At 57.7% G+C, this 22,407-nt stretch carries 22 protein-coding genes; 4 read left to right on the top strand and 18 right to left on the bottom strand.

The features are described 5' to 3' along the window. Nucleotides 1-6 precede the first annotated feature (6 nt). The 6 genes from M017_RS0101640 to M017_RS0101615 are packed head-to-tail and all read right to left on the bottom strand — an operon-like array spanning nucleotide 7 to nucleotide 6,904. Nucleotides 7-1,074, bottom strand: a complete 1,068-nt coding sequence (locus M017_RS0101640) for an ABC transporter permease subunit (RefSeq protein WP_031495288.1) — start codon at nucleotides 1,072-1,074, stop codon at nucleotides 7-9. Next, complete coding sequence (locus tag M017_RS0101635) at nucleotides 1,074-2,015, bottom strand: ABC transporter ATP-binding protein (RefSeq protein ID WP_031495286.1); 942 nt, start codon at nucleotides 2,013-2,015, stop codon at nucleotides 1,074-1,076. The genes M017_RS0101640 and M017_RS0101635 overlap by 1 nt, the downstream gene beginning before the upstream one ends. Continuing rightward, on the bottom strand, nucleotides 2,015-2,833 hold the full coding sequence (locus tag M017_RS0101630) for a hypothetical protein (RefSeq protein WP_238325781.1): 819 nt from the start codon (nucleotides 2,831-2,833) through the stop codon (nucleotides 2,015-2,017). The genes M017_RS0101635 and M017_RS0101630 overlap by 1 nt, the downstream gene beginning before the upstream one ends. Before the next feature lie 41 nt (nucleotides 2,834-2,874). After that, complete coding sequence (locus M017_RS0101625; RefSeq protein ID WP_031495284.1) at nucleotides 2,875-3,801, bottom strand: ABC transporter ATP-binding protein; 927 nt, start codon at nucleotides 3,799-3,801, stop codon at nucleotides 2,875-2,877. After that, the gene (locus M017_RS0101620; RefSeq protein ID WP_031495283.1) at nucleotides 3,798-6,386 is read right to left on the bottom strand and encodes a FecR family protein; all 2,589 of its coding nucleotides are present in this window, start codon (nucleotides 6,384-6,386) and stop codon (nucleotides 3,798-3,800) included. Before M017_RS0101620 ends, M017_RS0101625 begins: the two co-directional genes overlap by 4 nt. A gap of 26 nt (nucleotides 6,387-6,412) precedes the next feature. Next, nucleotides 6,413-6,904: an RNA polymerase sigma factor gene (locus M017_RS0101615; RefSeq protein WP_162179806.1), complete on the bottom strand. Its 492-nt coding sequence runs from the start codon at nucleotides 6,902-6,904 to the stop codon at nucleotides 6,413-6,415. Nucleotides 6,905-7,069: 165 nt separating this feature from the next. Here M017_RS0101615 and M017_RS0101610 point away from each other — a divergent pair, with 165 nt between their 5' ends. Both M017_RS0101610 and M017_RS27300 read left to right on the top strand, forming a co-directional pair. Next, on the top strand, nucleotides 7,070-9,415 hold the full coding sequence (locus tag M017_RS0101610) for a tetratricopeptide repeat protein (protein ID WP_031495279.1): 2,346 nt from the start codon (nucleotides 7,070-7,072) through the stop codon (nucleotides 9,413-9,415). A gap of 17 nt (nucleotides 9,416-9,432) precedes the next feature. Further along, nucleotides 9,433-10,098: a CAAX prenyl protease-related protein gene (locus tag M017_RS27300; protein ID WP_155121166.1), complete on the top strand. Its 666-nt coding sequence runs from the start codon at nucleotides 9,433-9,435 to the stop codon at nucleotides 10,096-10,098. A 9-nt stretch (nucleotides 10,099-10,107) separates the two neighbouring features. Here the strand turns inward: M017_RS27300 and M017_RS27295 are convergent, their stop codons facing one another. From M017_RS27295 to hslV, 12 genes are all read right to left on the bottom strand, one after another. Beyond that, a complete protein-coding gene (locus M017_RS27295) occupies nucleotides 10,108-10,611 on the bottom strand; it encodes a prepilin-type N-terminal cleavage/methylation domain-containing protein (protein WP_051669422.1) in 504 nt (167 codons plus the stop codon). 16 nt (nucleotides 10,612-10,627) lie between these two features. Beyond that, nucleotides 10,628-11,422, bottom strand: coding sequence for a 3-deoxy-8-phosphooctulonate synthase (gene kdsA, locus M017_RS0101595; protein ID WP_031495275.1), 795 nt, complete (start codon nucleotides 11,420-11,422; stop codon nucleotides 10,628-10,630). Further along, nucleotides 11,419-13,065, bottom strand: a complete 1,647-nt coding sequence (locus M017_RS0101590) for a CTP synthase (protein WP_031495274.1) — start codon at nucleotides 13,063-13,065, stop codon at nucleotides 11,419-11,421. The genes kdsA and M017_RS0101590 overlap by 4 nt, the downstream gene beginning before the upstream one ends. Beyond that, nucleotides 13,055-13,822, bottom strand: coding sequence for a 3-deoxy-manno-octulosonate cytidylyltransferase (kdsB, locus tag M017_RS0101585; RefSeq protein ID WP_031495272.1), 768 nt, complete (start codon nucleotides 13,820-13,822; stop codon nucleotides 13,055-13,057). Before kdsB ends, M017_RS0101590 begins: the two co-directional genes overlap by 11 nt. A 12-nt stretch (nucleotides 13,823-13,834) precedes the next feature. After that, nucleotides 13,835-14,302: a hypothetical protein gene (locus tag M017_RS0101580; RefSeq protein ID WP_031495271.1), complete on the bottom strand. Its 468-nt coding sequence runs from the start codon at nucleotides 14,300-14,302 to the stop codon at nucleotides 13,835-13,837. After that, entirely contained in the window at nucleotides 14,299-14,748 is a 450-nt protein-coding gene (locus tag M017_RS0101575) for a RidA family protein (RefSeq protein WP_080507446.1), read from the bottom strand. Before M017_RS0101575 ends, M017_RS0101580 begins: the two co-directional genes overlap by 4 nt. Nucleotides 14,749-14,826: 78 nt before the next feature. Next, nucleotides 14,827-15,198, bottom strand: coding sequence for a Dabb family protein (locus M017_RS0101570; RefSeq protein WP_031495268.1), 372 nt, complete (start codon nucleotides 15,196-15,198; stop codon nucleotides 14,827-14,829). A 10-nt stretch (nucleotides 15,199-15,208) separates the two neighbouring features. Next, nucleotides 15,209-15,862, bottom strand: a complete 654-nt coding sequence (fsa, locus tag M017_RS0101565; RefSeq protein WP_031495267.1) for a fructose-6-phosphate aldolase — start codon at nucleotides 15,860-15,862, stop codon at nucleotides 15,209-15,211. A gap of 6 nt (nucleotides 15,863-15,868) precedes the next feature. Next, complete coding sequence (locus M017_RS0101560; RefSeq protein ID WP_051670537.1) at nucleotides 15,869-16,624, bottom strand: fumarylacetoacetate hydrolase family protein; 756 nt, start codon at nucleotides 16,622-16,624, stop codon at nucleotides 15,869-15,871. A 20-nt stretch (nucleotides 16,625-16,644) separates the two neighbouring features. Continuing rightward, complete coding sequence (locus M017_RS0101555; protein ID WP_031495262.1) at nucleotides 16,645-17,625, bottom strand: fibronectin type III domain-containing protein; 981 nt, start codon at nucleotides 17,623-17,625, stop codon at nucleotides 16,645-16,647. After that, the gene (gene hslU / locus M017_RS0101550) at nucleotides 17,622-18,986 is read right to left on the bottom strand and encodes an ATP-dependent protease ATPase subunit HslU (RefSeq protein WP_031495260.1); all 1,365 of its coding nucleotides are present in this window, start codon (nucleotides 18,984-18,986) and stop codon (nucleotides 17,622-17,624) included. The genes M017_RS0101555 and hslU overlap by 4 nt, the downstream gene beginning before the upstream one ends. A gap of 6 nt (nucleotides 18,987-18,992) precedes the next feature. Then, nucleotides 18,993-19,532 (bottom strand): ATP-dependent protease subunit HslV, encoded by a 540-nt coding sequence (gene hslV, locus M017_RS0101545; RefSeq protein ID WP_031495257.1) that lies wholly within the window; start codon nucleotides 19,530-19,532, stop codon nucleotides 18,993-18,995. A gap of 32 nt (nucleotides 19,533-19,564) precedes the next feature. Here hslV and M017_RS0101540 point away from each other — a divergent pair, with 32 nt between their 5' ends. Together M017_RS0101540 and M017_RS0101535 are read left to right on the top strand one after the other, a co-directional pair. Next, nucleotides 19,565-20,020, top strand: a complete 456-nt coding sequence (locus M017_RS0101540; protein ID WP_031495255.1) for a (2Fe-2S)-binding protein — start codon at nucleotides 19,565-19,567, stop codon at nucleotides 20,018-20,020. Then, the gene (locus M017_RS0101535; protein ID WP_080507445.1) at nucleotides 20,020-22,347 is read left to right on the top strand and encodes a xanthine dehydrogenase family protein molybdopterin-binding subunit; all 2,328 of its coding nucleotides are present in this window, start codon (nucleotides 20,020-20,022) and stop codon (nucleotides 22,345-22,347) included. Before M017_RS0101540 ends, M017_RS0101535 begins: the two co-directional genes overlap by 1 nt. The last annotated feature ends 60 nt before the right edge of the window (nucleotides 22,348-22,407 follow it).

The raw sequence follows: 22,407 nt of genomic DNA, 5'->3' as shown, positions 1-22,407 counted from the left end.
TGTGTTCTAGTCTGCGCCGTAGTTGATCTCGATTTTCCGGGCGTAGATCGACGCAATGCCAAGTACGGCGATGGAGACAGCAAAGAGTCCTGCCACCGCAAGTGGGCCCGGGGTGGGCGCTGCCGTCGACACCAGGATCTTTAAGGCATCGGGGATGTCGCTGTTCAACGGCGCAACAATGGGACACAGTGACTGCAGATAAAAGATGACGCTGAACTTCTTGAGCATCGCTGGAAGAAACCAGTTGATGCTCTCCCAGAATAGAATCGTGGCAGCGGCGATCATCGGGTTCTTCATCACGAGTCCGGCGGCAAGGAAGATGCTGCCATAGCCGACACAACCTAAGGCGGTGACGCCCATGTATTGCAGGATGTGTGCCGAGCCGCCGTTCGCCAGATAGTCGCTCATCTCCTTTGAGGAATGCGCGCTCAGCATCAGATAGAGCTGCAAGGCTGTACTACTGACGAAGATCAGCGCGGTGGCCAGAAGGCCTGCCAGATACTTCCCCACCATCAGCACTTCGCGGCGCACCGGAGCGAGCAGATAGTAGTGGAGGCTCTGGTCCAGCATCTCACCGCGAAAGAGATTCATGAAGATACCAACGCAGCCGAAGAAGATGGCCAGGCGCAGAAAGAAGTATTGATAGACCCCGGCAAAGGCGAGAATGTCATCACTCAGTAGCCCCTGATTGCGGCGCCGTTTATTGCTGAGTTCCCCTTCGCGGAAGATGAGGTCGTAGGAGTTGGCGCCATCGCTGTAGCGGATGATTTCGAGGCGGCGGCCTCTGCTGAATCGGCTATACGTTACCTCCGCATCTCTCAAGAGATCGGCCACCGCTTGCGTTTTCATTCCCATTGCGATCCGTGCACTGGCCGCGCCGGCATTGGGGACTGCAATTTGCACCCGCTCCTGTTCGGCCCGGACCAACTTCACGCGATATGCATTGATGCCGAACAACAGAGCGGGCAAGAAAGCAAGCGCATAGACCCAAATGCCACGGCGGGAGAAGAGGGTCTTCTTCCACTCCAGTTGCACGATGGCGAAGATCTGGCGGCGCCAGAGTGCGTAATCCATTAGTGGCCTCCTTCATCGCCGATCAGATACTCATACAGTGAGTTCACGTCATCGTCAGCGGGCGCGATGGTTTCAACGTGGATCCCACCCAGCACCAGATGGTTGAGCAGCTTATGAAAGCGTGCGGCATCGGTGGTCTTGACGAGGAGCCCCTGGCGATCCTGATGGATGCGCACTTCGACAATATAATCCTGCTCAAAGAGCTTGCTCGCCAGGAACGAGGGCTTGTCGCAGCGAATGATGATCTGGTGGGGGCGGTCGCTAATTTCTTCCCGAACGCCGCGGATGGCACCTTCGGCGACGACATAGCCATTGGCGAGCAGGATGACCTGATCGGAGATCATATCCACTTCGTGCAGGACGTGGCTGGAGACGATGACATGCGCCCCGCGTTCTGCCTGCTCACGGAATAGCGCGATCGTCTCTGAACGCACCAGCGGGTCGAGCCCATTGAGCGGCTCATCGAGAATGAGCACTTGGGGATCGTGAGCGATCGATTGTGCCAGCCGGATGCGCTGCCGCATGCCCTTTGAATAAGCAGCAACCTTACGCGGCGCGGCATCCACCAGATTCACCTTCTCGATGGCCTTCCAGGCTTTCGCTTCCGCTTCGGCGGCCGGCATCCCTTGCAGGAGCAGGGAAGCGTTGACAAATTGAAAGCCTGTATAGCCTCGCGGAAAAGAATCGAACTGCGTGCAATAGCCCAGGATGCGAAACAGCTTTTCCGGTTGGTCCGGCGCAAGCCCGCATACGGTGATGCGGCCTTTCGAGGGACGGACCAGGCCGGTCATCATATTCATGAGCGTTGTCTTCCCGCTGCCGTTCGGGCCCACCAGACTGGTAATGCCGGGCGGAATTGTCAGATTCACTCGATTGACGCCCAGCACTTCTCCATAGAAGCGGGAGACATCCTCAAAAACAATTGTTTGAGTATCGGCCATTAACGCACGATCTCCTTGGGCCGGATTTTACGCTCGACCATCAATAAGCAAATGATGCAGACTGCGATGTAACCCACCCAAGCTTCAAACGGTTCGAGGCCGGTGTTCGCTTCTACGCCGAGCTGGCTGGACCAGATCGTGTACATGATGCGAGAGATATCGATCATCGATCCATAGTCGGTTCTCAGGATCACATTGATGATCTGGGCGAGCCCTGCGCCGATGCCGAAGATTCCCAGGATCAGCGCGCCAGCCACCACCTTCCACTTCACCCAGGCCGACATCGCGACGGACAGGAATGAAAGCAGTAGGATCCAGGTGATATGGCCGAGCAGGATGGCGCGAAGAATGAACCAGTTGTGGGAGCCCCAGTCCATGCCGGCCTGTGACACTTGCAATCCAAAGAGGAGGACTCCAGGGATCCAGGTGATGATGGACAGCAGGATGAAGAGCACGGAGACCTTGCCCACAACATATTCGGTTCGCGAGAAGGGCCGTGAGAAGTAAGTGGGCAAGGCGTTGTTCGCCAAGTCCGGCGCGATCAGATTCGGCCCGATGAGCGCGGTGAGAATATAAGCAAGCGCGCCCTGGAAGTTCATAAAAACCAGAAAGAATTTGCTGTCGATCTGCAAGAAACTCGGTGTGGGCAGCCCCATACTCTGGAAGACCGTGAGGTTGTTGATCAGGTAGATGTACGCAATGCAGCCGAGTGGGAAGAAGAGGCAGGCCACCAGGAATCCGGTGAGAAATCGCCCCTTGAAGATGCGCTCATAAGAGAAGCGCGGCAACACGAGAAAGCGGGTTCTCGCTGGGGTCAAGCTTCCTTCGTAAGTGTTGTAACTTCGTTTGTAGACCGCCATTATTGGGCCATAGCCTTCAAGAAGATGTCTTCCAAAGTGTCTTTACGATAGTTGAGGCGGCGGAGTTCGAGATCTTTGTCGGCCGCAACTTGATACAACTCGCGAAAGTTGAACTCCGGCGGCAGCACCATCTTCCAGCGGCCCTTGCCCGCCATGGCGCAGGTGGCTCCCAGTTGTTCCATCGCGGTGGCAAATCCTTCGTCATCGCCCACGGTTTCCAATTCGACAAAGCGCTTGTTCGCCCGGCGTTCCTCTTCGAGGTCCGCATAATGAACGATCGAGCCGCCTTTGAGAATGATGACTTCTTCGCAGGTGTCCTCCACGTCTCGCAGCAGATGCGAACACAGGACAATGCGCATGCCGGCGTTGTCGCGCATCTCGCGAATCATCTTCAGCATCCGCCGCCGGGCGGGCGGATCGAGGCCATTGGTGGGCTCATCGAGAATCACGAGTTTCGGCCCGTGCACAATGGCCTGCGCCAGCTTTGCCAACTGCTTCATACCCAGCGAGTAAGTGCCCAGCTTGCGGTAGCGCGCTTCCCCCAGGCCGACATAGAACAGACATTCATGTGCCCGCTCAAGCGCGGCTTCCGAGGGCAATCCGGACAGCTCGGCCATCATGCGAATGAAGGTGACCGCGTTCATATCGGCAATGAAGGAATCGTTCTCCGGCATGTACCCGATCAGAGAGCGCACCAGGCGAGTCTCCGCGCGGACTTCATGCCCAAAGATACGCGCCGTCCCGGAGGACGGCGCGTAGAAGCCGAGCAAAGTATTGATGAGTGTCGATTTGCCGGCGCCATTCGGCCCCAGCAATCCAATGGTTCTGCCTTTGAGCTCGACGGTCAATTGATTGAGAATCAATCGGCCGCCGAGATTTACAGATAGATTGTCCAGTTGTATGACTGTACTCGGAGAAGTGCTCATTGAGTCTTTGTTTTTCTCTCCTGGAGTTTCATCACCGGCGCGGTGCGGCCCATTGCACTTGACAGCAATTGCGGCAAGATAGGGGCGCCACGGCCCGCAGAAAGCAACGTATCGAGACCAAACCCGAAGAAGCCACTCGAAGACGCCACTGTGATGTTCTCTGTTCCAGCGTAGGCGCAGATTAGCACGGGGGCCTGGTTTCCCGTCAATTGACCCACTGCCTGCTTCTGGCTGTCGGTCAAGTCTACGGTGTTCTTCAACGTATCGCCCAGTCCCTGGAGCTTGGAGCCGAGGTCGAAGTAGAAGATGCCGGACGCATTCACCTGGGAATCCACAGGCAGCAATTCCCGGAAGCGCTGGCTGCGCGGCAGGCTCAGTAAGGTCTGCCGGTTCTGCAACGCCTTCGTAATTGCTTCACGATTCGGCGCTCCAATCAGATAGCCATTGGCATAGCTGAAGTGCAGTTCTGCGGGAACCCCAGATACCTTGAGTCGATACCAGTTGCGGCCCTCTACTGTTTCCTCAATGAGACTGATGGTGTAGCTTCCGTTGCTCTTTTCTGTGGCTGCTTTGGCGAGCTTGGCCAGGGTTGCGCTGAGCCTGGAGGGATCATAAACCTCCACGGCAAACACATAAGTCGGAACAGGGAGGAGCGGGCCATCGAGCGCCATCGTGATTTCACCGCCCAGAGGCCCGGCCAGGTCTTCGATCACATTGATCCCGATCTGTTTCTCCACTTCACTGATCTTGGCTCCTGTTTGGGAGGTGCTGCTGAAAAACTCTTCAGCCATCTGGCGCGCATTCTTGGTCACGATGCTGATCGCAAATGTAGCGTCGGGTGAGATGTAATCGAGCGATGGCATGGGGGCAGGGGCTGCCAGCCAGCTCATGACACCCGTTCTCGGGGCAGAGAAGTTGAGCGAAGCACGCGTATCGCTCTGTCCTCCGCGGCCAATGTTGTCGCGGTGTTCAACGAGCAGATGACGGATTCCATTGATTCCGGTGATTAAGGTTGCGTCGCGATTCTGCACGTCATTCTTCGAAACGGATTGCGCAAAAATTTGTTCCATATCAACCGCAAGAATCCAGCCTGCACCCTTGTCATAAGACTTCTGGATCGTGGCGGCGAGTGGTGTTGCGGCAAAGCTTGTGGCTGTTGCTGCTTCTGCCGACTGGCGGATGCGCGGCAGGAGCTCTGGCGAACCGGCGATCAGATAGCGATCCGAGAGATAAACTCCTTCGAGTGCTTTTTCCGATTTGGTGAATTCCTTGATCTGCGTTTCGAGCGCGGTGCGCCCACCGGCTCCTTTGACTTCGGCGATCAATACGGGATGGCCTGGGCCGTGTTTTCCGTCCATGGTGGCAGCAACGACGATCTCATCCCCGATCTGGGCCCCGGCACTGCGTAGTTTCTCGGCAAGTTCCCGTATGTCACTTACTTGCTTGGTGTCCCACCATTCCTTGAGCACCGGGCTCTGGTTGAGGCGATCTTCGAAGATCTTGGTGGCATCGGCAACCGTGCCGGTGAGATTCGGGATGGCCACATAGACAACCGTATCCGCCGGAAGCAGCGGAAGCAGCTTCGAGTTCATGCGCAGGGCAGGGAGGGGAAGCGCTTTGATTTGTTTCGTGATCTTTGCGACCTCATTCAGCATGGTCAGATAACGAGTTGCATCCTTGGACCAGGCAATTTGTTCCGGTACCGTGGTGCGCTTGAGAGCCGCTTCTGAACCCGTGGACTGACCGGGAAGGAGGCTCTCCGTTGTACCGGCCTGTTCGACAATGACACGGCCTTCCACCACCGCTACCTGGGTGCCACGTAAACCTGCAGCCACCGAGAAGATGGTGCCTTTGACCGAAACCGTGCTTTCCCGCGTCGCCACCTTCAGGGCGCCACGCTTCTGTTTGGCGGCCTGGACCACAATATTGCCGCGATCGAGACGAATCGTGGAGCCGCTGTATGCTGCAGAGATGCTGAGTTCCGAGCGCTCGTTCATTTCAATCAGCGAGCCGTCGGGAAGGCGAACCACGGCAGAAGATCCCTTTGCTGTCCGGATGGGCTCATTCTCTGCCATCGGCGTACCAGCTTTCACTGGTTCGAGGCCAGCGGCCGAAACCCGGAAGATCTCGCCGCTCACACTGGCGATCTCCGCGCGTGCACCGCTCGGGGCGAGCAGCCGGTCGACGGAATCGATCGCCAGATAGCCAACAGCGAACAACACTCCCGCCGCCACTGCCCAAGGCAGGAACGATCGTGCCGTGGAAGGCTGGCGGTGCGCCGGAATCATCTCGCGTACATTGCCCCGCATCCGATCGAGCTGGCGGCGATAGGCGGCATCGGAATTGAGCCGATCCTCCACTAGCATCCGCTGTGCCTCACTGAGTTCATTGCGGAGATAAGGTGCGAGCAACGCGCTGAAGTCGTCTCCCGAGCGCAGCCGGTCCGGGATGGGCACGGGTGTCTCCTCCCGGAGTGCCGAGAAGACCCGGTTTTTCGCCTGGTTCAGCTCCTCTGGGGTAGGCGCCGTATTCTTCATCGCGTGAATCGCGTCTTCGAGCTTCCTGTTATTGTTTTTGGGGTCCATTGCGATTTCCTGTTCTGATGGGGTGACTACAGTGCGAGAGAGCCGGATTCGAGCCTGATTTCGGTTTGCAATTTTTGCCGTGCGCGAAAGAGGGTCACGGCAACGAGTGTTTGCGACATATGGAGGAGGCTGGCGATTTCCTTATTTCCATATCCCTCAATGTGGCGAAGGACGAAAATCTCGGCCCACTTCGGGTCAAGCCGGGCCAGTGCATCCCGGAGGCGCTGGTGCAGCTCCTGCTGGGCCCGTATGGACGGTTCCTGGCTCAAGTCGGCAATCGGGGTGAGCTTCTCGCGCCGGGCCCGAATCAGATCGAGGGCCGCATTGACCGCTGCCCGCTTCAGATAAGGCTCCGGTTTGTCGACAGATCCGAGTGTGCTGTCTCGTCGTAAGAAACGCAGAAATACAGTTTGAAGCACGTCTTCGGAATCCTGAGCGTTGCCTAAGATGCGAAAAGCCGACCGATAGACGGCTTCGCTTGATTCGCGATACACACGTTCAAACTCAGGATGGACCATAGGGGTATCATCCATCCGATTTTCGAGAAGCGCCAGATCTATCATTTGGGGAGTTTCAATCCTTCCATCTGCTGGACGATGGGAAGCGGGCAATTCTTACAAACTCCTGGGGCCGGACGAGCGAATTCAGAGGATGAAGGTGCTTGTAGGGCACGCTATGATGTTATGGAGCCCAAACAGGTCCAGACCGTGATGAATACTACCAAGATTGCAGCGATTCTACTGATCGCTCTCGCGTTTGTCGGGTGCGACAACGATCCTAAAGCTGCGCGCCAAAAATATCTCGAGACGGGAAACCGGTATTTCAAGAATGCCAAGTACCGTGAGGCCGTCATTTTCTATCGTCGCGCGCTCCAGAAAGACGCCCGCTTTGCTGACGCGTATTGTGCTTTAGGGAATGCGGAGCTCAAATCTGGTAAGCCGATTGAAGCCATGCGTGCCTTACAGCGCTGCGTGGAACTCGACAAGAACAATACAGAGGCCGCCTCCAAGCTTGCCGAAATCTATCTCGCCGCGTATGCCCGCAGCGAAACCAAGCCCAAGAATCTTCTCAAGGAAATTGAGGACATCTCGAAGCGCCTCCTCGATCGCGATCCTAAGAATTACGACGGTCTGCGGCTGCAGGGCTTCTTGCGCCTGGCAAATGGCGACACAAAGGGCTCCATTGAGAGCATGCTCGCTGCCGAAAAGATCAAGCCTTATCAGAAGGAATTGTCCACAGTCCTGTTTCAGGTGCTGCTGCAGGACGGCCGTACGGACGAGGCCTATACCTATATCAACAAGGCAATTGACGCCGACAAGGAAAACGGCCCCAACTACGACATTCTCTATTCCGAGTACGCCAAGAAGGACATGATTCCGCAGGCGGAAGCCGTACTGCAGCGGAAAGTGGCGGCCCTGTCGCCCAAGCAGCCCGCGGTTCGGATGCAATTGGCTGCGCACTATTATGCTGCCAAGCAGTTCGACAAAATGCAGCAGATTCTCGATCAGGTGATCGCTGAAGGCAAGACCAACAAGCTGCTGGAACAGCCCCGCATGCAGGTGGGCGACTTCTACTTCAAGATTCGTGATTTTGAACATGCGCTCCAGCAGTTTGAACAAGGCGCAACCGAGCAGGCCGCCAAGAAGCACGACTACCAGAAGCGCATTGTCGAAACCTACGTCTTCATGAACAAGAAGACCGATGCGGTTCGTCTTGTCGAACAGATTCTGAAGGAAGACCCCAAGGACAACGATGCCACTGCGATGCGCGCCAGCCTCTTGCTCCAGAGCGGTTCGAAGGAGCAGGTGGACACGGCCGTCTCCGATCTGCAGTCTGCCGTTTCCCGCACGCCGCAGAACCACGTGATGCGCTTGAATCTGGCGAAGGCGTTTCTGGCCCGGGGCGACGCGGATCAGGCAAAGGTCCAACTCACCGAAGCTCTCAAAATTCGTCCTGACTTCCAGATCGCCAAGATCGCACTATCGCAGATCTTCCTGCAAAAGCAGGAATTCGGGAAGGCCATTGAATTTGCCAACCAGGTGCTGTCCTATGATCCGAACGATGTCCGCGGCCGTCTTTTGCGCGCCACAGCTCTATACGGCAGCAAAGATTTGGCCGGCGCCAAGAAGGATCTTGATGTCATCCTTGCCCGCTACCCGAATCTGAACGACGCCCTGTACATGCAGGCGCGCCTGCAACTCGATCTCGGTGAAAAGGCTCAGGCCCAGACCACCTTCGAGAAAATGATGAAGGTGAACCCGAGTGATCCGCGCGGGTTGCTCGGTGTCGTTGAAACCTATCTGCAGTTGGGCAAAGGCGATCTCGCGGTGAAGACCATTGAGGCCGAACTGGTCAAAGCTCCGGAGCGCAACGACATTCGCAACGCGCTGGCAAACACTGCCGTCCGTGTCGGCAACTATGAGCGTGCGCTGCCAGAATTCCAAAAACTTCTGGCCGCCAATCCGAAGGATGCTTCCGTCGTTCTTCGCCTTGCCGAGGTCTATAAGCGTATGGGCGACGATGCCAACGCGGTGAAGTACTTCAAGCAAGCGGGCACCCTGCTTCCCAACGATCCGATTGCGCCGCTCCAGCTGGCCATGATCTACGATCGCCAGGGCAAGCCGGTGGACTCGAAGCCGATTTACGAACAGATCGTCAAGCTCGATCCGGGCAACGTTCTGGCGCTCAACAACCTGGCAATGATTCTTGCCGAGCAGGGCACGGAACTCGACATGGCCTTGACCTACGCAGAGCGGGCCAAGCAGAAGCTGCCTTCCAATATCGATGTTGCCGATACGCTTGGTCTCATCTATATCAAGAAGAATCTTTCTGACCAGGCCATCAGCGTCTTCACGGACATCGTGAAGAAGGATCCGAATCGCGCGGTGTTCCATTATCATCTCGCCATGGCTTATTACCAGAAGGGTGACAAGCCGAATGCGAAGAAGGCTGCGCAGACTGCGCTGTCGAAGCTTCCTCCGAAGGGTGAAGAGGTGAAGATTCGCGAACTCCTCGCCAAGTGCGGCTGAGCGGATCTGAGCCTTTCATGAAAAACAACCCGAGCGTGCCCTATGTGGCGCCGTTCCTGATTTTTCTCGCCCTCCTGGCGATTCAGAAGCAGTTGGCTTTTCTCGGTGAGTGGGAATACGCAGTGCGTGTTGCCATTGTCGCCGCCGTCATTTGGATCTTTTCCCGCAAAGTGCTGGACCTTCGGGTCCGGCACTTTGGCGTCAGCCTGGCAATCGGCATCGGAGTTTTCTTGTTCTGGATCGCGCCAGACACGCTATTCCCCGGTTGGCGGCAGCACTGGCTGTTCACCAATTCGATCACCGGAGAGGTCCGGGTGTCGCTGGGGGCAGAGCAACTGGCGAGTCCGTTTCTATTGGTGTTCCGCACGCTCAGCGCGGCACTGCTGGTGCCGGTTCTGGAGGAATTGTTCTGGCGGGCCTGGATGCTGCGCTGGTTGATCAAGCGCGATTTTGAAACGCTGCCGATGGGGAGCTATGATTCGCAGTCGTTCTGGATTGTCGCTGCTTTGTTTGCCTTGGAGCACGGCCCCTACTGGGAAGTCGGTCTGCTCACGGGCATCATTTACAACTGGTGGTTCACTCGCACCAAGAGCTTAGGGGACATCATCTTCGTACACGGAGTGACGAATCTGGTGTTGAGCCTCTACGTGATCTGGTCTGGCAAGTGGCAGTTCTGGATGTAAACGGCGGCGCTACTTCTTGTTCGCGTCGCCCTTGTCGGAACTGCCGATTTCCGCATCCTGGACCGTGGCGGGCTCGTTCGTAAAGCGGTTGCGAATGATCTGGGTCTGGTCACTATAGAAAGTGCGGCTGCCGTTGGTGCCAAACTGCTTGGGTTGGGCGCTGACCACATAACCCTGGGGGTTGCCCTGGATGGCGAAGAGATAGCCGCCTTTATGGCCTTCCCCTAATTCACGATCCACCAGATCTGCGCCCGAAGGGCCAGCGGCGCCGCTCACGGGCGGTCCCAGTTCGGTCAGTGTCGTGGCATAGCGTCCAAACTGCGAGTAGTACTGCGTCTGCGCGGTGTGAATCACCGAGACGGCGCGGATGGCTGCGGTCTCTTCGGCGAACATACGCGCTTTGGTCAATCGGGGAAGCGCGGCGGCGACAATGATCAGGATGATCGCAATGACGATCAGCAGTTCCGTCAAAGAAAAGCCGCGACGGGATTGACGAAGAATACGGTTACGCATAGACACTCTGTTCCTATTATGTGACGTTTGCTGCCGGCGTTTCGTGCAATGCTTCGCGCAATCGCGTGAGTTGTTTCCAGAGGGGAGCCAGGCGGTCGAGAGCAAGTGCATTCGCCCCATCACTTAAGGCAAGTGCTGGGTTTTCGTGAGTCTCGAGGAACACGCCATCGATGCCGGCGGCTGTGGCCGCACGAGCCAGGGTGGGAATGAATTCCGGGGTTCCGCCGCTGGTGGCGCCTTGTGCGCCGGGTGTCTGGACGCTATGAGTCGCATCAAAGATCACAGGGACTCCCAGGTCGCGCATGATCTTGAGGCCCCTCATGTCGACGACAAGATTGTTGTAGCCAAAGCTGGTGCCGCGTTCGGTCAGGACGATCTTCTCGTTGCCGGTCGAGCGAATTTTCTCAATCACATTGCTCATGTCGGAGGGCGCGACAAATTGCCCCTTCTTGACGTTCACGATCTTGCCGGTACGGCCTGCGGTGATCAGCAGATCGGTTTGCCGGCAAAGAAAAGCGGGAATCTGCAGGATATCGACGGATGCGGCCACTTCCTCGGCCTGCCCCGCTTCATGGAGATCGGTGAGAACCGGAATCCCTTTAGCCCGAATCCCGGCGAGGATGCGGAGCCCTTCTTTAAGGCCCGGGCCGCGGTAAGACTTGACGCTGGAGCGATTGGCTTTATCGAAGCTGGCCTTAAAAATAAACGGCCCCACCGCCTGCTGGATCCGCTCCGCGAGAAAGTGACAATGTTCTTCGCTCTCAATCACGCAGGGGCCCGCAATGAGAGTAAACCCACCGCGTTCGATCATGCGCCAACCTGCGAAAAGAGCGGCTGATTTTCTCTCGAGAGCCGTTTCTGCCGGTTCGTGTGCGAAGCCTGGATAAAGGCCTGGAACAAAGGATGCGGTTCGAGCGGCTTCGACTTGAACTCCGGATGGAACTGGCAACCGAGGAACCAGGGGTGCCCTGGCAACTCACAGATCTCCACATAGGCTCCATCGGGCGATTCGCCTGTGATGCGCAATCCGTTGTCTTCGAGAATCTTCTGATACTCACGGTTGAACTCATAGCGATGCCGGTGGCGCTCGCTGATCAGTGGCTCGCCATAGGCCAGTCTGGCATGGGAGTTGGGGTGCAGCTTGCAGTCATACGCGCCCAGGCGCATGGTGCCGCCCAACTCGTCCACGCCCTTCAGCTCGCGGAGCTTGTAGATGACGCGATGTGCGGGTGCGGCGTCAAACTCGGTCGAATCGGCGCCGCTCAATCCGCAAACATTGCGGGCGTACTCGATCACCAGGGTCTGCATGCCCAGACAGATTCCGAAATACGGCACCTGTTCTTCTCGGGCATAGCGGATCGCCTGGAGCATACCTTCAATACCGCGCGGGCCAAAGCCGCCGGGGACCAGGATGCCGTCAAACTGGGACAGGAGCTCCTTGCAGTCTGGCCAAACCAGATCCTGCGCTTCAATCCACTTGATGTTCACCTTCAGGCGCTGCGCCAGCGCTCCGTGGAGCAACGATTCTTTGAGGCTCTTGTAGGAATCCTCATACTCGACGTACTTGCCCACCAGGGCGATGTCCACCTGATCGACAGGATTCTTCATCCGGTCGAGCATCTCCACCCAGCGCGACATATCGGGAGGAGGCGTCTCGAGGGTCAGCAATTCCAGAATCTTTTCATCGAGCTTCTGCTCGGCCAGCACCAGAGGGACTTCGTAGACGCTCGAAACGTCCGGACAGGCAATCACCGCGTCTTCTTCGACGTCGCAGAACAGCGCGATTTTGCCCTTGAGGTCTTCGGAAAGCGGCCTCTCCGAGCGGCAAATCAGCACATCGGGCTGGATGCCGATTGCACGCAATTCCTTCACGCTGTGCTGGGTCGGCTTGGTTTTCAGCTCCTGGGCCGCATTGATCCAGGGCACCAGCGTGAGATGAACAAAGACACTGTTATGCCGGCCGAGTTCGTGCCGTAACTGCCGAATCGCTTCGATAAAGGGCAGCGACTCGATATCGCCAACCGTGCCGCCGATCTCGACAATGACGACATCCACTCCTTCGGCCACCTTGCGTGCGTTCGCCTTGATTTCGTCGGTAACGTGCGGGATCACCTGAACGGTCTTGCCGAGATAATCTCCCCTGCGTTCCCGCGAAATAATCCGCTCGTAGATCCGGCCGCTGGTGAGATTGTTTGCCTGGCTGAGAGGAGAGTGGGTGAAGCGTTCGTAGTGGCCAAGGTCGAGGTCGGTTTCCGCCCCGTCATCGGTGACAAAGACTTCGCCGTGCTGGAACGGACTCATTGTGCCTGGATCAACATTGAGATACGGATCGAACTTCTGCATGCAGACGCGAAGACCGCGGCTCTCCAGCAGGCAACCAATGGAAGCGGCGGCAATTCCTTTCCCCAGAGAGGAAACGACGCCGCCGGTAACAAAGATGTACTTAGCCATGATGTGTTGGGATTCCCTTTTTCAGAGCGCTCGATTCGAGCAGCTCGATGACGCGTTCGAGATCCTGCGGCGTATCGACGCCGAGCGATTCGTACTCCGTTTCGAGGACGCGGATGCGATGACCGTTTTCGAGGGCGCGGAGCTGTTCTAACGATTCAGCGCGCTCCAGCGGACCGACGGGCATGGAGGAGTAGTTCAGGAGGAAGTCTTTGCGATAGACATAAAGACCGATGTGTTTGAAGTAGGCTTCGTTGACGCCGCGATTGTAAGGAATCGGGCAACGAGAGAAGTAGATGGCATCCCCAGAGCCGGCCGTCACCACTTTGACAACATTCGGGTTCATGATCTCACTGGGTTCACTAATCCGCTTTTTGAGTGTGGACATCACCAGGGAAGGGTCATCGATCAAGGCCTGGGCGGCCAGATCAATGGCGGCTGGATCGATGAGCGGTTCGTCGCCTTGGATGTTGACGACAATTTCGCAGTCCTTGGCGAGGGCTGCTTCGGACACCCGGTCCGTTCCTGACAGGTGATCCGTACTGGTCATCACTACCGATGCTCCGAAGGCTTGCGCAGCTGCAAAGATGCGGTCGTCATCGGTGGCGATCAAAACTTCCGATAGCGATGCGGCCTTTCGGCTCTTCTCCCAAACATGCTGCAAGATCGGTTTGTTTTGAAGGGTAACGAGGGCTTTACCGGGAAATCGGCTGGATGCGAAGCGGGCAGGAATGACGCCCAGGACTCTGGGTGGAGCGCTAATACGCGGCACATACTAGCGTAGCATGGGGTCGCTTTGCGGTCTATACTTCGAGGTAATCCAAGCAATTGGCAGCCCCACTCCCACCATATGCACCGCGATTCCATTGAGCTGCAGGAGCAGGGAATCGCCGCCAGAACGAGCGGCCGACAGTGGTAGCACCACCAAATTCATGAAGCCGTAAACCAGCAGCCCAAACAGGAGTCCTGCGGCAATGGGGCGTGTGCGCAGAACTGCAAACCGCCTGCTGGCCAGCACATAGGTGGCGGCGGCTCCTGTCGCGATCAGAAAATGGAAAAACAAACCCAATAGCGCCGTTTGGTTGCCGCCCTGGAAGGCGGCCATTCCCAACCAGCCACTGGCAATGGCCTGCAGGATGCGGAAGGGGGCGATGCCCCGGAGGCCGAAGACCAGCATCGCATCGGCGAGGTCGATCGCCCCGGCCACCAAGCCGCCCAACAGAATCGGACGCAGCCACCTCATGACTTGCCTGCCTTCTCTGGAATCACGGCCGTCACCTCCACCTCAATCAGCACATCGGCCATAAATAGCTCCGATACCCCAACGAGCGTGCTGGCCGGTGGATTCTTCAGATCGAAATAGCGATTGCGCACCTCTCGAATCACCGGAACTTGGCTGGGCTGGAAGTTCTTGACATACCAGTTGACCTTCACCACATGCGAGAAGTCGGCTCCTGCGCTGGCCAGCGCCGTTTTCAGATTCTCGAACACCTTCTCGGTCTGCGCTTTGAGGTCGTCTTTGCCCACTAACTTTCCCTCACGGTCGAGCGCTACCTGACCGGCGAGAAAGACCATCTTGCCGGGTGCCGCCACCACGACATGACTGTAGCCATTGGCCGGCGGCAGCGCCGCGGACTTGGGGTATTGGTGTTGCGCGAGCAGCGCAGTTGCCAGCAGCCAGGAAATCATGAAAATAGCCTAGCCCAAATGCAAAAGGAGCGCACCACGCTAGTGGCACGCTCCTTCAAGCAACGATTGCAGAACTGCTTAGTTCGTGACGTCGTGTGTATTCGACAGCTCACGTACCGGCAACCAGAGTTTGTACCACTCCAATTGCTCGGGCGAATCCGTGTACTTCTTCAAGGCCGCCTGGCTGGCGAATTCCATCACGAGAACGTGGGTGAACTTCGAGTCACCGCCTTGTACCTTGATCGGGTTCAACCAGACATTTTTGATGCCCTTGTACTTGCCAGCCACGGTCCCGATGGCCGCGATGGCCTTCGTGACGTCTTCCTTCGAAGCTTCCGGCTTGAAACGAACGTTGATGACGTGAATCACCGTGGTCGGTTTCTTGGCCGCAAAGGCCTGGCCGCCCATCATCGTGGCAAGCAGTGCGAGGGTTAAGAGGGTTTTCTTCATGATTCGTGGTCTACTTGGAGGTTTCGAACGCTTTCGCGTAATCCTTCAAGAAGATCTCAAGGCCCTTATCGGTGAGCGGGTGGTTGAACATCTGGTCGAGAACCTTGAAGGGCAGGGTGCCGATGTCGGCGCCCACTTCAGCGGCCTGTGCGACGTGCAGCGGGCTGCGGAGGCTGGCGGCCAGAACCTGCGTGGTGTAGCCGTAGTTGCCGTAGATGGTGGTGATCGATTCGATCAGTTCCATGCCGAGCTGGGCGATGTCGTCCAGACGACCGACGAAGGGGCTGACGATGTAGGCGCCAGCTTTGGCGGCGAGCAGGGCCTGGGCGGGCGAGAAGCAAAGCGTCACGTTCAGACGGATGCCTTCCTTCGACAGCTCAGAGCAGGCCTGGATGCCGTCACGGATGAGCGGCACCTTGACGACGACGTTCTTGTGGATCTTGGCGAGCTTGCGGCCCTCTTCCACCATTTCCTTGGCGGTGGTCGAAATCACTTCGGCCGAGATGTCGCCGTCGATGATGTCGCAGATGCGTGCGATCTGCTCTTCAATCTTGATGCCTTCCTTGGCGATCAGCGACGGGTTGGTGGTGACGCCGTCGACGACGCCCCAAGCGGCGGCTTTCTTCAGTTCGTCCAGATTTGCGGTATCGAGAAAGATTTTCATGTGAATTTAACCCTTGATGACTGTGTTGGTGAGCGAACCCAGGCCTTCAACTTCAACAGTGACTTGGTCACCGGGTTGCATGGGCCCCACCCCGGCTGGTGTCCCAGTGGCGATCAGGTCGCCGGGCTCGAGCGTGAGGAATGAGCTTACGAAGGCGAGTATAGCACCCACGTCAAAAATCATCTGTGATGCCGTCCCCTCCTGCTTCAACTCTCCGTTCAGTTTTGTACGTAGCGTCGTTTTCGTCAGGTCGAAGTCTTCCTTCGATACCATCCACGGCCCCACCGAGCAAAAGGTGTCAAAACCTTTGCCGCGAGTCCATTGACCATCTTTTTTCTGGAGATCGCGGGCCGTAATGTCGTTGACGCAGGTATATCCGAAGACATGCTCCCAAGCATCCTCGGGCTTGATGTTGCGGCCGCGCTTGGAGATCACCAGGCCGATCTCGCCCTCGAAATCGACACGGCTCGACTGGGGCGGGTAAACGATGGAGTCGCCGTTGGTGATGAGAGACGACTGGGGCTTCAGGAAGATCAGCGGTTCGGTGGGTACGTCGTTGCCGAGTTCCTTTGCGTGGTCGACATAGTTGCGTCCCACGCAGATGATCTTCGACGGCAGCACCGGCGGCAGCAGCCGTACGGCGCTACGCCTGTGCTCTTCGGCGCACTGGGTTCCGAAGAGCTGGCCGGTCTCGATTACCTGATCGCCTTCTAACAAGCCATAGAGGCCATGAACGGTTGTCGGTTCCGCATCCTGGCTCAAGGCGAAGCGTATAAATTTCTTCACGGAATTCGAATCTCCACTGGTTCTGATTTCGGACTCTCATTGCCCTTCTGATCGCTGGCCGAAACGGAGTAGCGATAGAGGAAGCCAGGCTTGACATCGGTGTCGCGGAAATTCGCCGCACTCGGCAACTCTGCAATTTTGACCAAGGGGCCGCCGTCGACAGATCGATACACCCGGTAGAAGGCCAGGTCGGTTTCGCGATTCCGCTCCCAACTGAGCTGCACCGCCGCAGGAGCTGCCAGCGCGGACAATCCCGAAGGCGTCGCGGGAGCAAAGGTGTCCACCGGGGTGATCGTGATCGCCTCACTCCGTTCACTCGTTGCCTTGCCCAGCACGCTGAGGATGGAGTACCTGTAGGTCTGGCCGTGCTGTGCGCCGCTGTCGCTAAACTTTGGGGTGCTGACATTGGCGATCTCGGTTGCTTCCTTCTCGTCGGGACCTTGACGGAAGATGCGCCACTCTAAGCCCGGTCGGGGGCTGCCCTCGCTCCAATCGAGTTCGACCCCGGTCGCGGAGGCTGCCGCACGGAAGTCTGCCGGAATCTCCAACGCAGGCAGCACCTGGAGGGTCGCGAAGTTGGACCAAGGCGAGACGCGCATCTTCTGATTGGCCACCCGCACGCCCACCACCACTTCCTGATTCGCCCAATCCTTCACTGGAATCTTTGCGTGGACAATACCCGGCGCGGTTGCCGATACATCGACCACACGCGCCTGATTGCTCCAAGCCTCCACCTGAAAGGGAGGAGCTGGACTCGCGCCGATTTTCAACTCGATCGCGCCCAGACGCTCCAATGGCAGGCCTTCCATCGTCTTGGGCGGAATGGTGAAGTGGACCAGCAAATTTGGTCCCACCTGGGCGATAGAAAGATCAGTCACCGCCATGGGAATTTTCAACGCAGGAGGCATCGGGTCTCCCACATAGCCGCAGGATCCCAAGCTGAGCGCCGCCAGGATCAGGACGCCGCAATGCCTCATAGAATGTACCGGCTGAGGTCTTGGTCTTTCACAATGGAAGCCAGTTGCTTGCGCACATAGGCCGCATCGATCGTCACTTTCTTCTTCTTCAAGTCCGGCCCTTCGAAGGAAATCTCTTCCAGCACCTTCTCGATGATCGTGTGCAGGCGTCGCGCGCCGATGTTCTCGGTCGACAGATTCACTTCAACGGCCAGCTTGGCCATCTCTTCGATCGCGCTCTCATCAAACTTCAGCTTGATGCCTTCGGTCTCGAGCAGGGCGATGTATTGCTTGGTCAGCGCGTTCTTCGGCTCTTTCAGAATGCGGACAAAATCCGCATGGGTCAGCGCCTGCAACTCGACGCGAATCGGGAAGCGGCCCTGCAATTCCGGAATCAGGTCCGAAGGCTTCGAGACGTGGAAGGCGCCGGCGGCGACAAAGAGAATATGGTCGGTGCGGACAAAGCCGTAGCGGGTATTGACCGTGGTTCCTTCGACAATCGGGAGAATGTCGCGCTGGACGCCTTCTCGCGAGACATCCGGACCACCGCCGCCTTCGCGGCCCGCAATCTTATCGATCTCATCGAGGAAGATAATGCCGTTGCGCTCCACTCGTTCGAGCGCCTCTTTGGTGATCTGATCCATATCGATCAGCCGCTCTTCTTCTTCTTCGGTCAGATAGTCGAGCGCCTCGGGCACGCGCATCTTGCGCTTCTTCATCCGGGGGCCGAAGAGGCCAGGCAACATCTCCTGGATGTTGGCTCCCATCTCTTCCATGCCGGGGCCGGCCGCGACATGCACCTGCGGTGTTTTCTCTTTGACATCGAGCTCGACGCTCTTCTCGTCCAGCTTGCCGGCGCGCAGCTTCTCGCGCAATTTTTCGCGGATCTTCTCGGTTGCTTCCTTGGTCTCGCCTTCCTCGGGTGCAGGCATCAGCAGATCGAGTAGCCGGTCTTCCGCATTCTGTTCGGCACGCTCGGCCACTTCATCAAGCCGCTCCTCGCGAATCAGATCGATCGAGATCTCCACCAGATCGCGGATCATGCTCTCGACATCGCGGCCCACATAGCCGACCTCGGTGAACTTGCTTGCTTCCACCTTGAGAAACGGCGAATTCGCCAGCTTCGCCAGACGGCGGGCAATCTCCGTTTTGCCGACGCCGGTGGAGCCGATCATCAAAATATTCTTCGGCATCACCTCCTCGGCCATCTCTGGCTCGAGACGCTGGCGGCGAATCCGATTGCGCAGTGCGATCGCCACCGCCTTCTTTGCGTCATTCTGGCCGACGACGTATTTATCGAGTTCGGCTACGATTTCGCGCGGAGTCAATTCGTCCAGCAGCGGGGCGTTGTCGTTCCCGTGGTTCGGCAAATAGATCACCATGGTGCGTTAGTTCAATTCCTCGATTGCGATGTTGTGGTTGGTGAAGATGCAGATGTCGCCTGCGATCTTCATGGATCGTTCGACAATTTCACGAGCGCTCAACTCGGTGTTTTCAAACAGGGCGCGCGCGGCGGAAAGCGCAAAGGGGCCTCCCGAGCCGATGGCGGCAATCGAATCGTCCGGCTCAATGACGTCGCCGTTGCCGGAGAGCAAAAAGGTGTTTTCGGTGTCGGCGACAATCAGCATCGCCTCCAAATGGCGCAGCATCTTGTCGGTGCGCCAGTCTTTCGCCAATTCTACGGCCGAGCGTGGCAATTGCCCGTTATGCTGCTCCAGCTTCGCTTCAAAGCGGGCAAAAAGGCTGAAGGCGTCTGCCGTTGACCCGGCAAATCCCGCCAGGATCTTACCGTTGTAGAGCCGCCTCAGCTTCTTTGCTCCACTCTTCAATACTTCTGAGCCTTGCGTGACCTGTCCGTCACCGGCAATCACGACCTTGCCATTGCGCCGGACGCTCAGGATTGTCGTGGACCGAATGCGTTGTTTCATACCAAACACCAGTGTAAGATCAATGCACCGCTATGATCGAACTCAAAGTCAACGGGCAAACCCGGAAGTTTGACGGCGACGGTGATATGCCGTTGCTCTGGTACCTCCGTGATGAGCTCTCTCTTACTGGATCCAAATTCGGATGTGGCATGGGCCTTTGCGGTGCCTGCACCGTTCATCAGAACGGCGAAGCGATCCGCAGTTGCGTCACCCCGGTCAAGTCTCTGGCTGGGAAAGAAGTCACCACCATCGAAGGCCTGAGCCCTTCAGGAACGCATCCCTGTCAGGTGGCGTGGGAAAAACACGGAGTCGCCCAGTGCGGCTATTGCCAGGCCGGGCAGATCATGCAGGCCGCGGCATTGCTGAAGAAGACGCCGAAGCCCACCGACGCACAAATCGATACCGCCATGAACGGCAACATCTGCCGTTGCGGCACCTACACCAGAATTCGAGCCGCCGTGAAGTCGGCAGCGGGGGTGAAGGCCTAATGATCCACCCAGCTTACGGCGAAAGCCGCCCGGCGCCCGAGCGCATCTCCGAGACCACTCGCCTGGCCCAAGAGGCCTATGCCAACTACGACCAGAGCGTTCAAATGCTGGACCGCCGCGGCTTTGTCGGCACCGTCCTTTCCGCCAGCGCACTCGTCTTTGGCGTGAGCGCGGGAACAAAATCAGCGAATGCCGCCCCCACCTCCTGGCAGCCGAGCGTTTATCTTGGTTTCGAGCCCAACGGAACCGTTGTTATCATGGCGCATCGCTCCGAAATGGGCACCAGCAGCCGTTCCACGTTGCCGATGATGCTGGCTGACGAACTCGAAGCTGACTGGAAAAAAGTTCGCGTCGAGCAGGCGCTTGGTGATGAAAAGTACGGTTCGCAAAATACCGACGGCTCTTGTTCTGTCCGCGACTTCGGCGCTGCGATGCTCAAGGCCGGCGCTACGGCGCGCACGATGTTCGAACGGGCCGCCGCGCAGAAGTGGAATTGCCAGCCCGGCGATGTCGCCGCCTCGCAAGGCAAAGTCATCAACGGCAAGACCAAGCAGTCTCTCGCCTACGGCGAACTGCTCGCCGTCGCTGCCACTCTCGAAGTCCCCAAAGAGCACGAACTCCGCTACAAGACTCCCGACCAGTACAAGCTGATCGGCAAAGATGTGCCGATTATCGATTCGCACGACATCGTCACCGGCAAGGCTGTCTTTGGCATCGATGCCAAGATTCCGGGCATGCTCTACGCGATGGTCGAGCGTCCTCCGGTCTACGGCAGCAAGGTGAAAAGCTACGACGACAAGGCGGCGCTGGCTGTGAAAGGCGTCACCAAAACTGTCGAGTTGCCACTCTTCAAACAACCCCACCTCTTCCAGCAACTGGGCGGCGTCGCGGTTCTGGGCGATAGCACCTGGGCCGTCCTGCAAGGCCGCAAGAAGCTGAAGATCGACTGGGACCTGAGCGAGCACAAGACCTTCAACTCGAAGGACGAGCGGCAGTATCTGCTCGATACGGCGCGCAAGCCCGGCAAGGTGGTTCGCAATCGCGGTGACGTCGAGGCGGCCTTTGCCAAGTCGGCCAAGACGCTTGAGGCGGACTACTACACGCCGATGCTGTCCCACGCTCCGATGGAACCGCCTGTCGCGGTTGCTGAATGGAAGAATGGCACAGTCGAAACCTGGTGCCCGACGCAGAATCCGCAGGCCGTGCAGGAAGCGGTTGGCGCGGCAATGGGCATCGACAAGACGAAGGTCATCTGCCACGTCACGCTGCTCGGCGGTGGCTTTGGCCGCAAGTCCAAGCCCGACTATGTCGTCGAAGCTGCGTTGCTTTCAAAGGCCAGCGGCAAGCCGGTGAAGGTGATCTGGACCCGCGAAGACGACATCAAGTTCGACTACTATCACACCGTAGCTGGCATGCACATGAAAGCTGGCATGGACGCCGACGGACGCCTGAATTCCTGGCTCTTCCGCTCAGCCTTCCCGCCAATCGCATCTACTTTCGGGCCCGGCCAGCAATACGGAGCCGAATTTGAAATCGGCATGGGCCTCAACGAGTTGCCCTACGATGTGCCGAACATCCGTGCCGAAAACTGCCCCGCGCCGAACCATCTGCGTCTCGGCTGGCTGCGTTCGGTCGCGCATGTCTACCACGCCTTCGGCATCCACAGCTTTCTCGATGAGTTAGCTGTCGCCAACAACAGCGATTACCTCAGCTACGTCCTCAAGACGCTCGGCCCCGATCGCAATGTCGACCTCAGCAAGGACGGCGTCAAGCCCTGGAACAACGGGCAATCGCTCGAAAAGTTCCCGATCAGCACCGGCCGTCTGCGCCGTGTTCTCGAGATGGTTGCCGAGCAAAGCGGCTACGGCAAGAAGAAGGCGACTAAGAATCGCGCGCTCGGCATTGCCGCCCATCGCAGCTTCCTCAGCTACATCGCAAGCGTTGTCGAAGTCGAAATCGACGACAACGGCAAGCTCACCATCCCGAATGTCTGGACCGTCGCTGATTGCGGCAAGATCGTCAATCCCGACCGCGTGCGTTCGCAGTTTGAAGGCGCGGCAATCTTCGGCACCTCGATCGCCATGCTCGGCGAGATCTCAGCTGCCGATGGGCACATCACACAGTCCAACTTCCACGATTACCCGGTTGCTCGCATTAGCGAGTCGCCACGGAACATCCATGTCCACATCGTGCCCAGCAACGAACTGGCGGCGGGCGTCGGCGAACCCGGTGTTCCGGTGATTGTTCCGGCCATCACCAACGCGATCTTTGCGGCGACAGGCAAGCGCATCCGCGAGTTGCCGGTCCGCAAGACCAAACTCGTTTAATCCCCAAACGCTCCAGGTTCGCCTGGAGCGTTTCTTTTTCCTATTGCAATACTGAACGGT

This window comes from Bryobacter aggregatus MPL3, assembly GCF_000702445.1.
GTDB classification, from domain to species: domain Bacteria; phylum Acidobacteriota; class Terriglobia; order Bryobacterales; family Bryobacteraceae; genus Bryobacter; species Bryobacter aggregatus.
The sequence above is the reverse complement of the archived record's forward strand: the minus strand, read 5'-3'. Positions and strand labels throughout refer to the sequence as shown.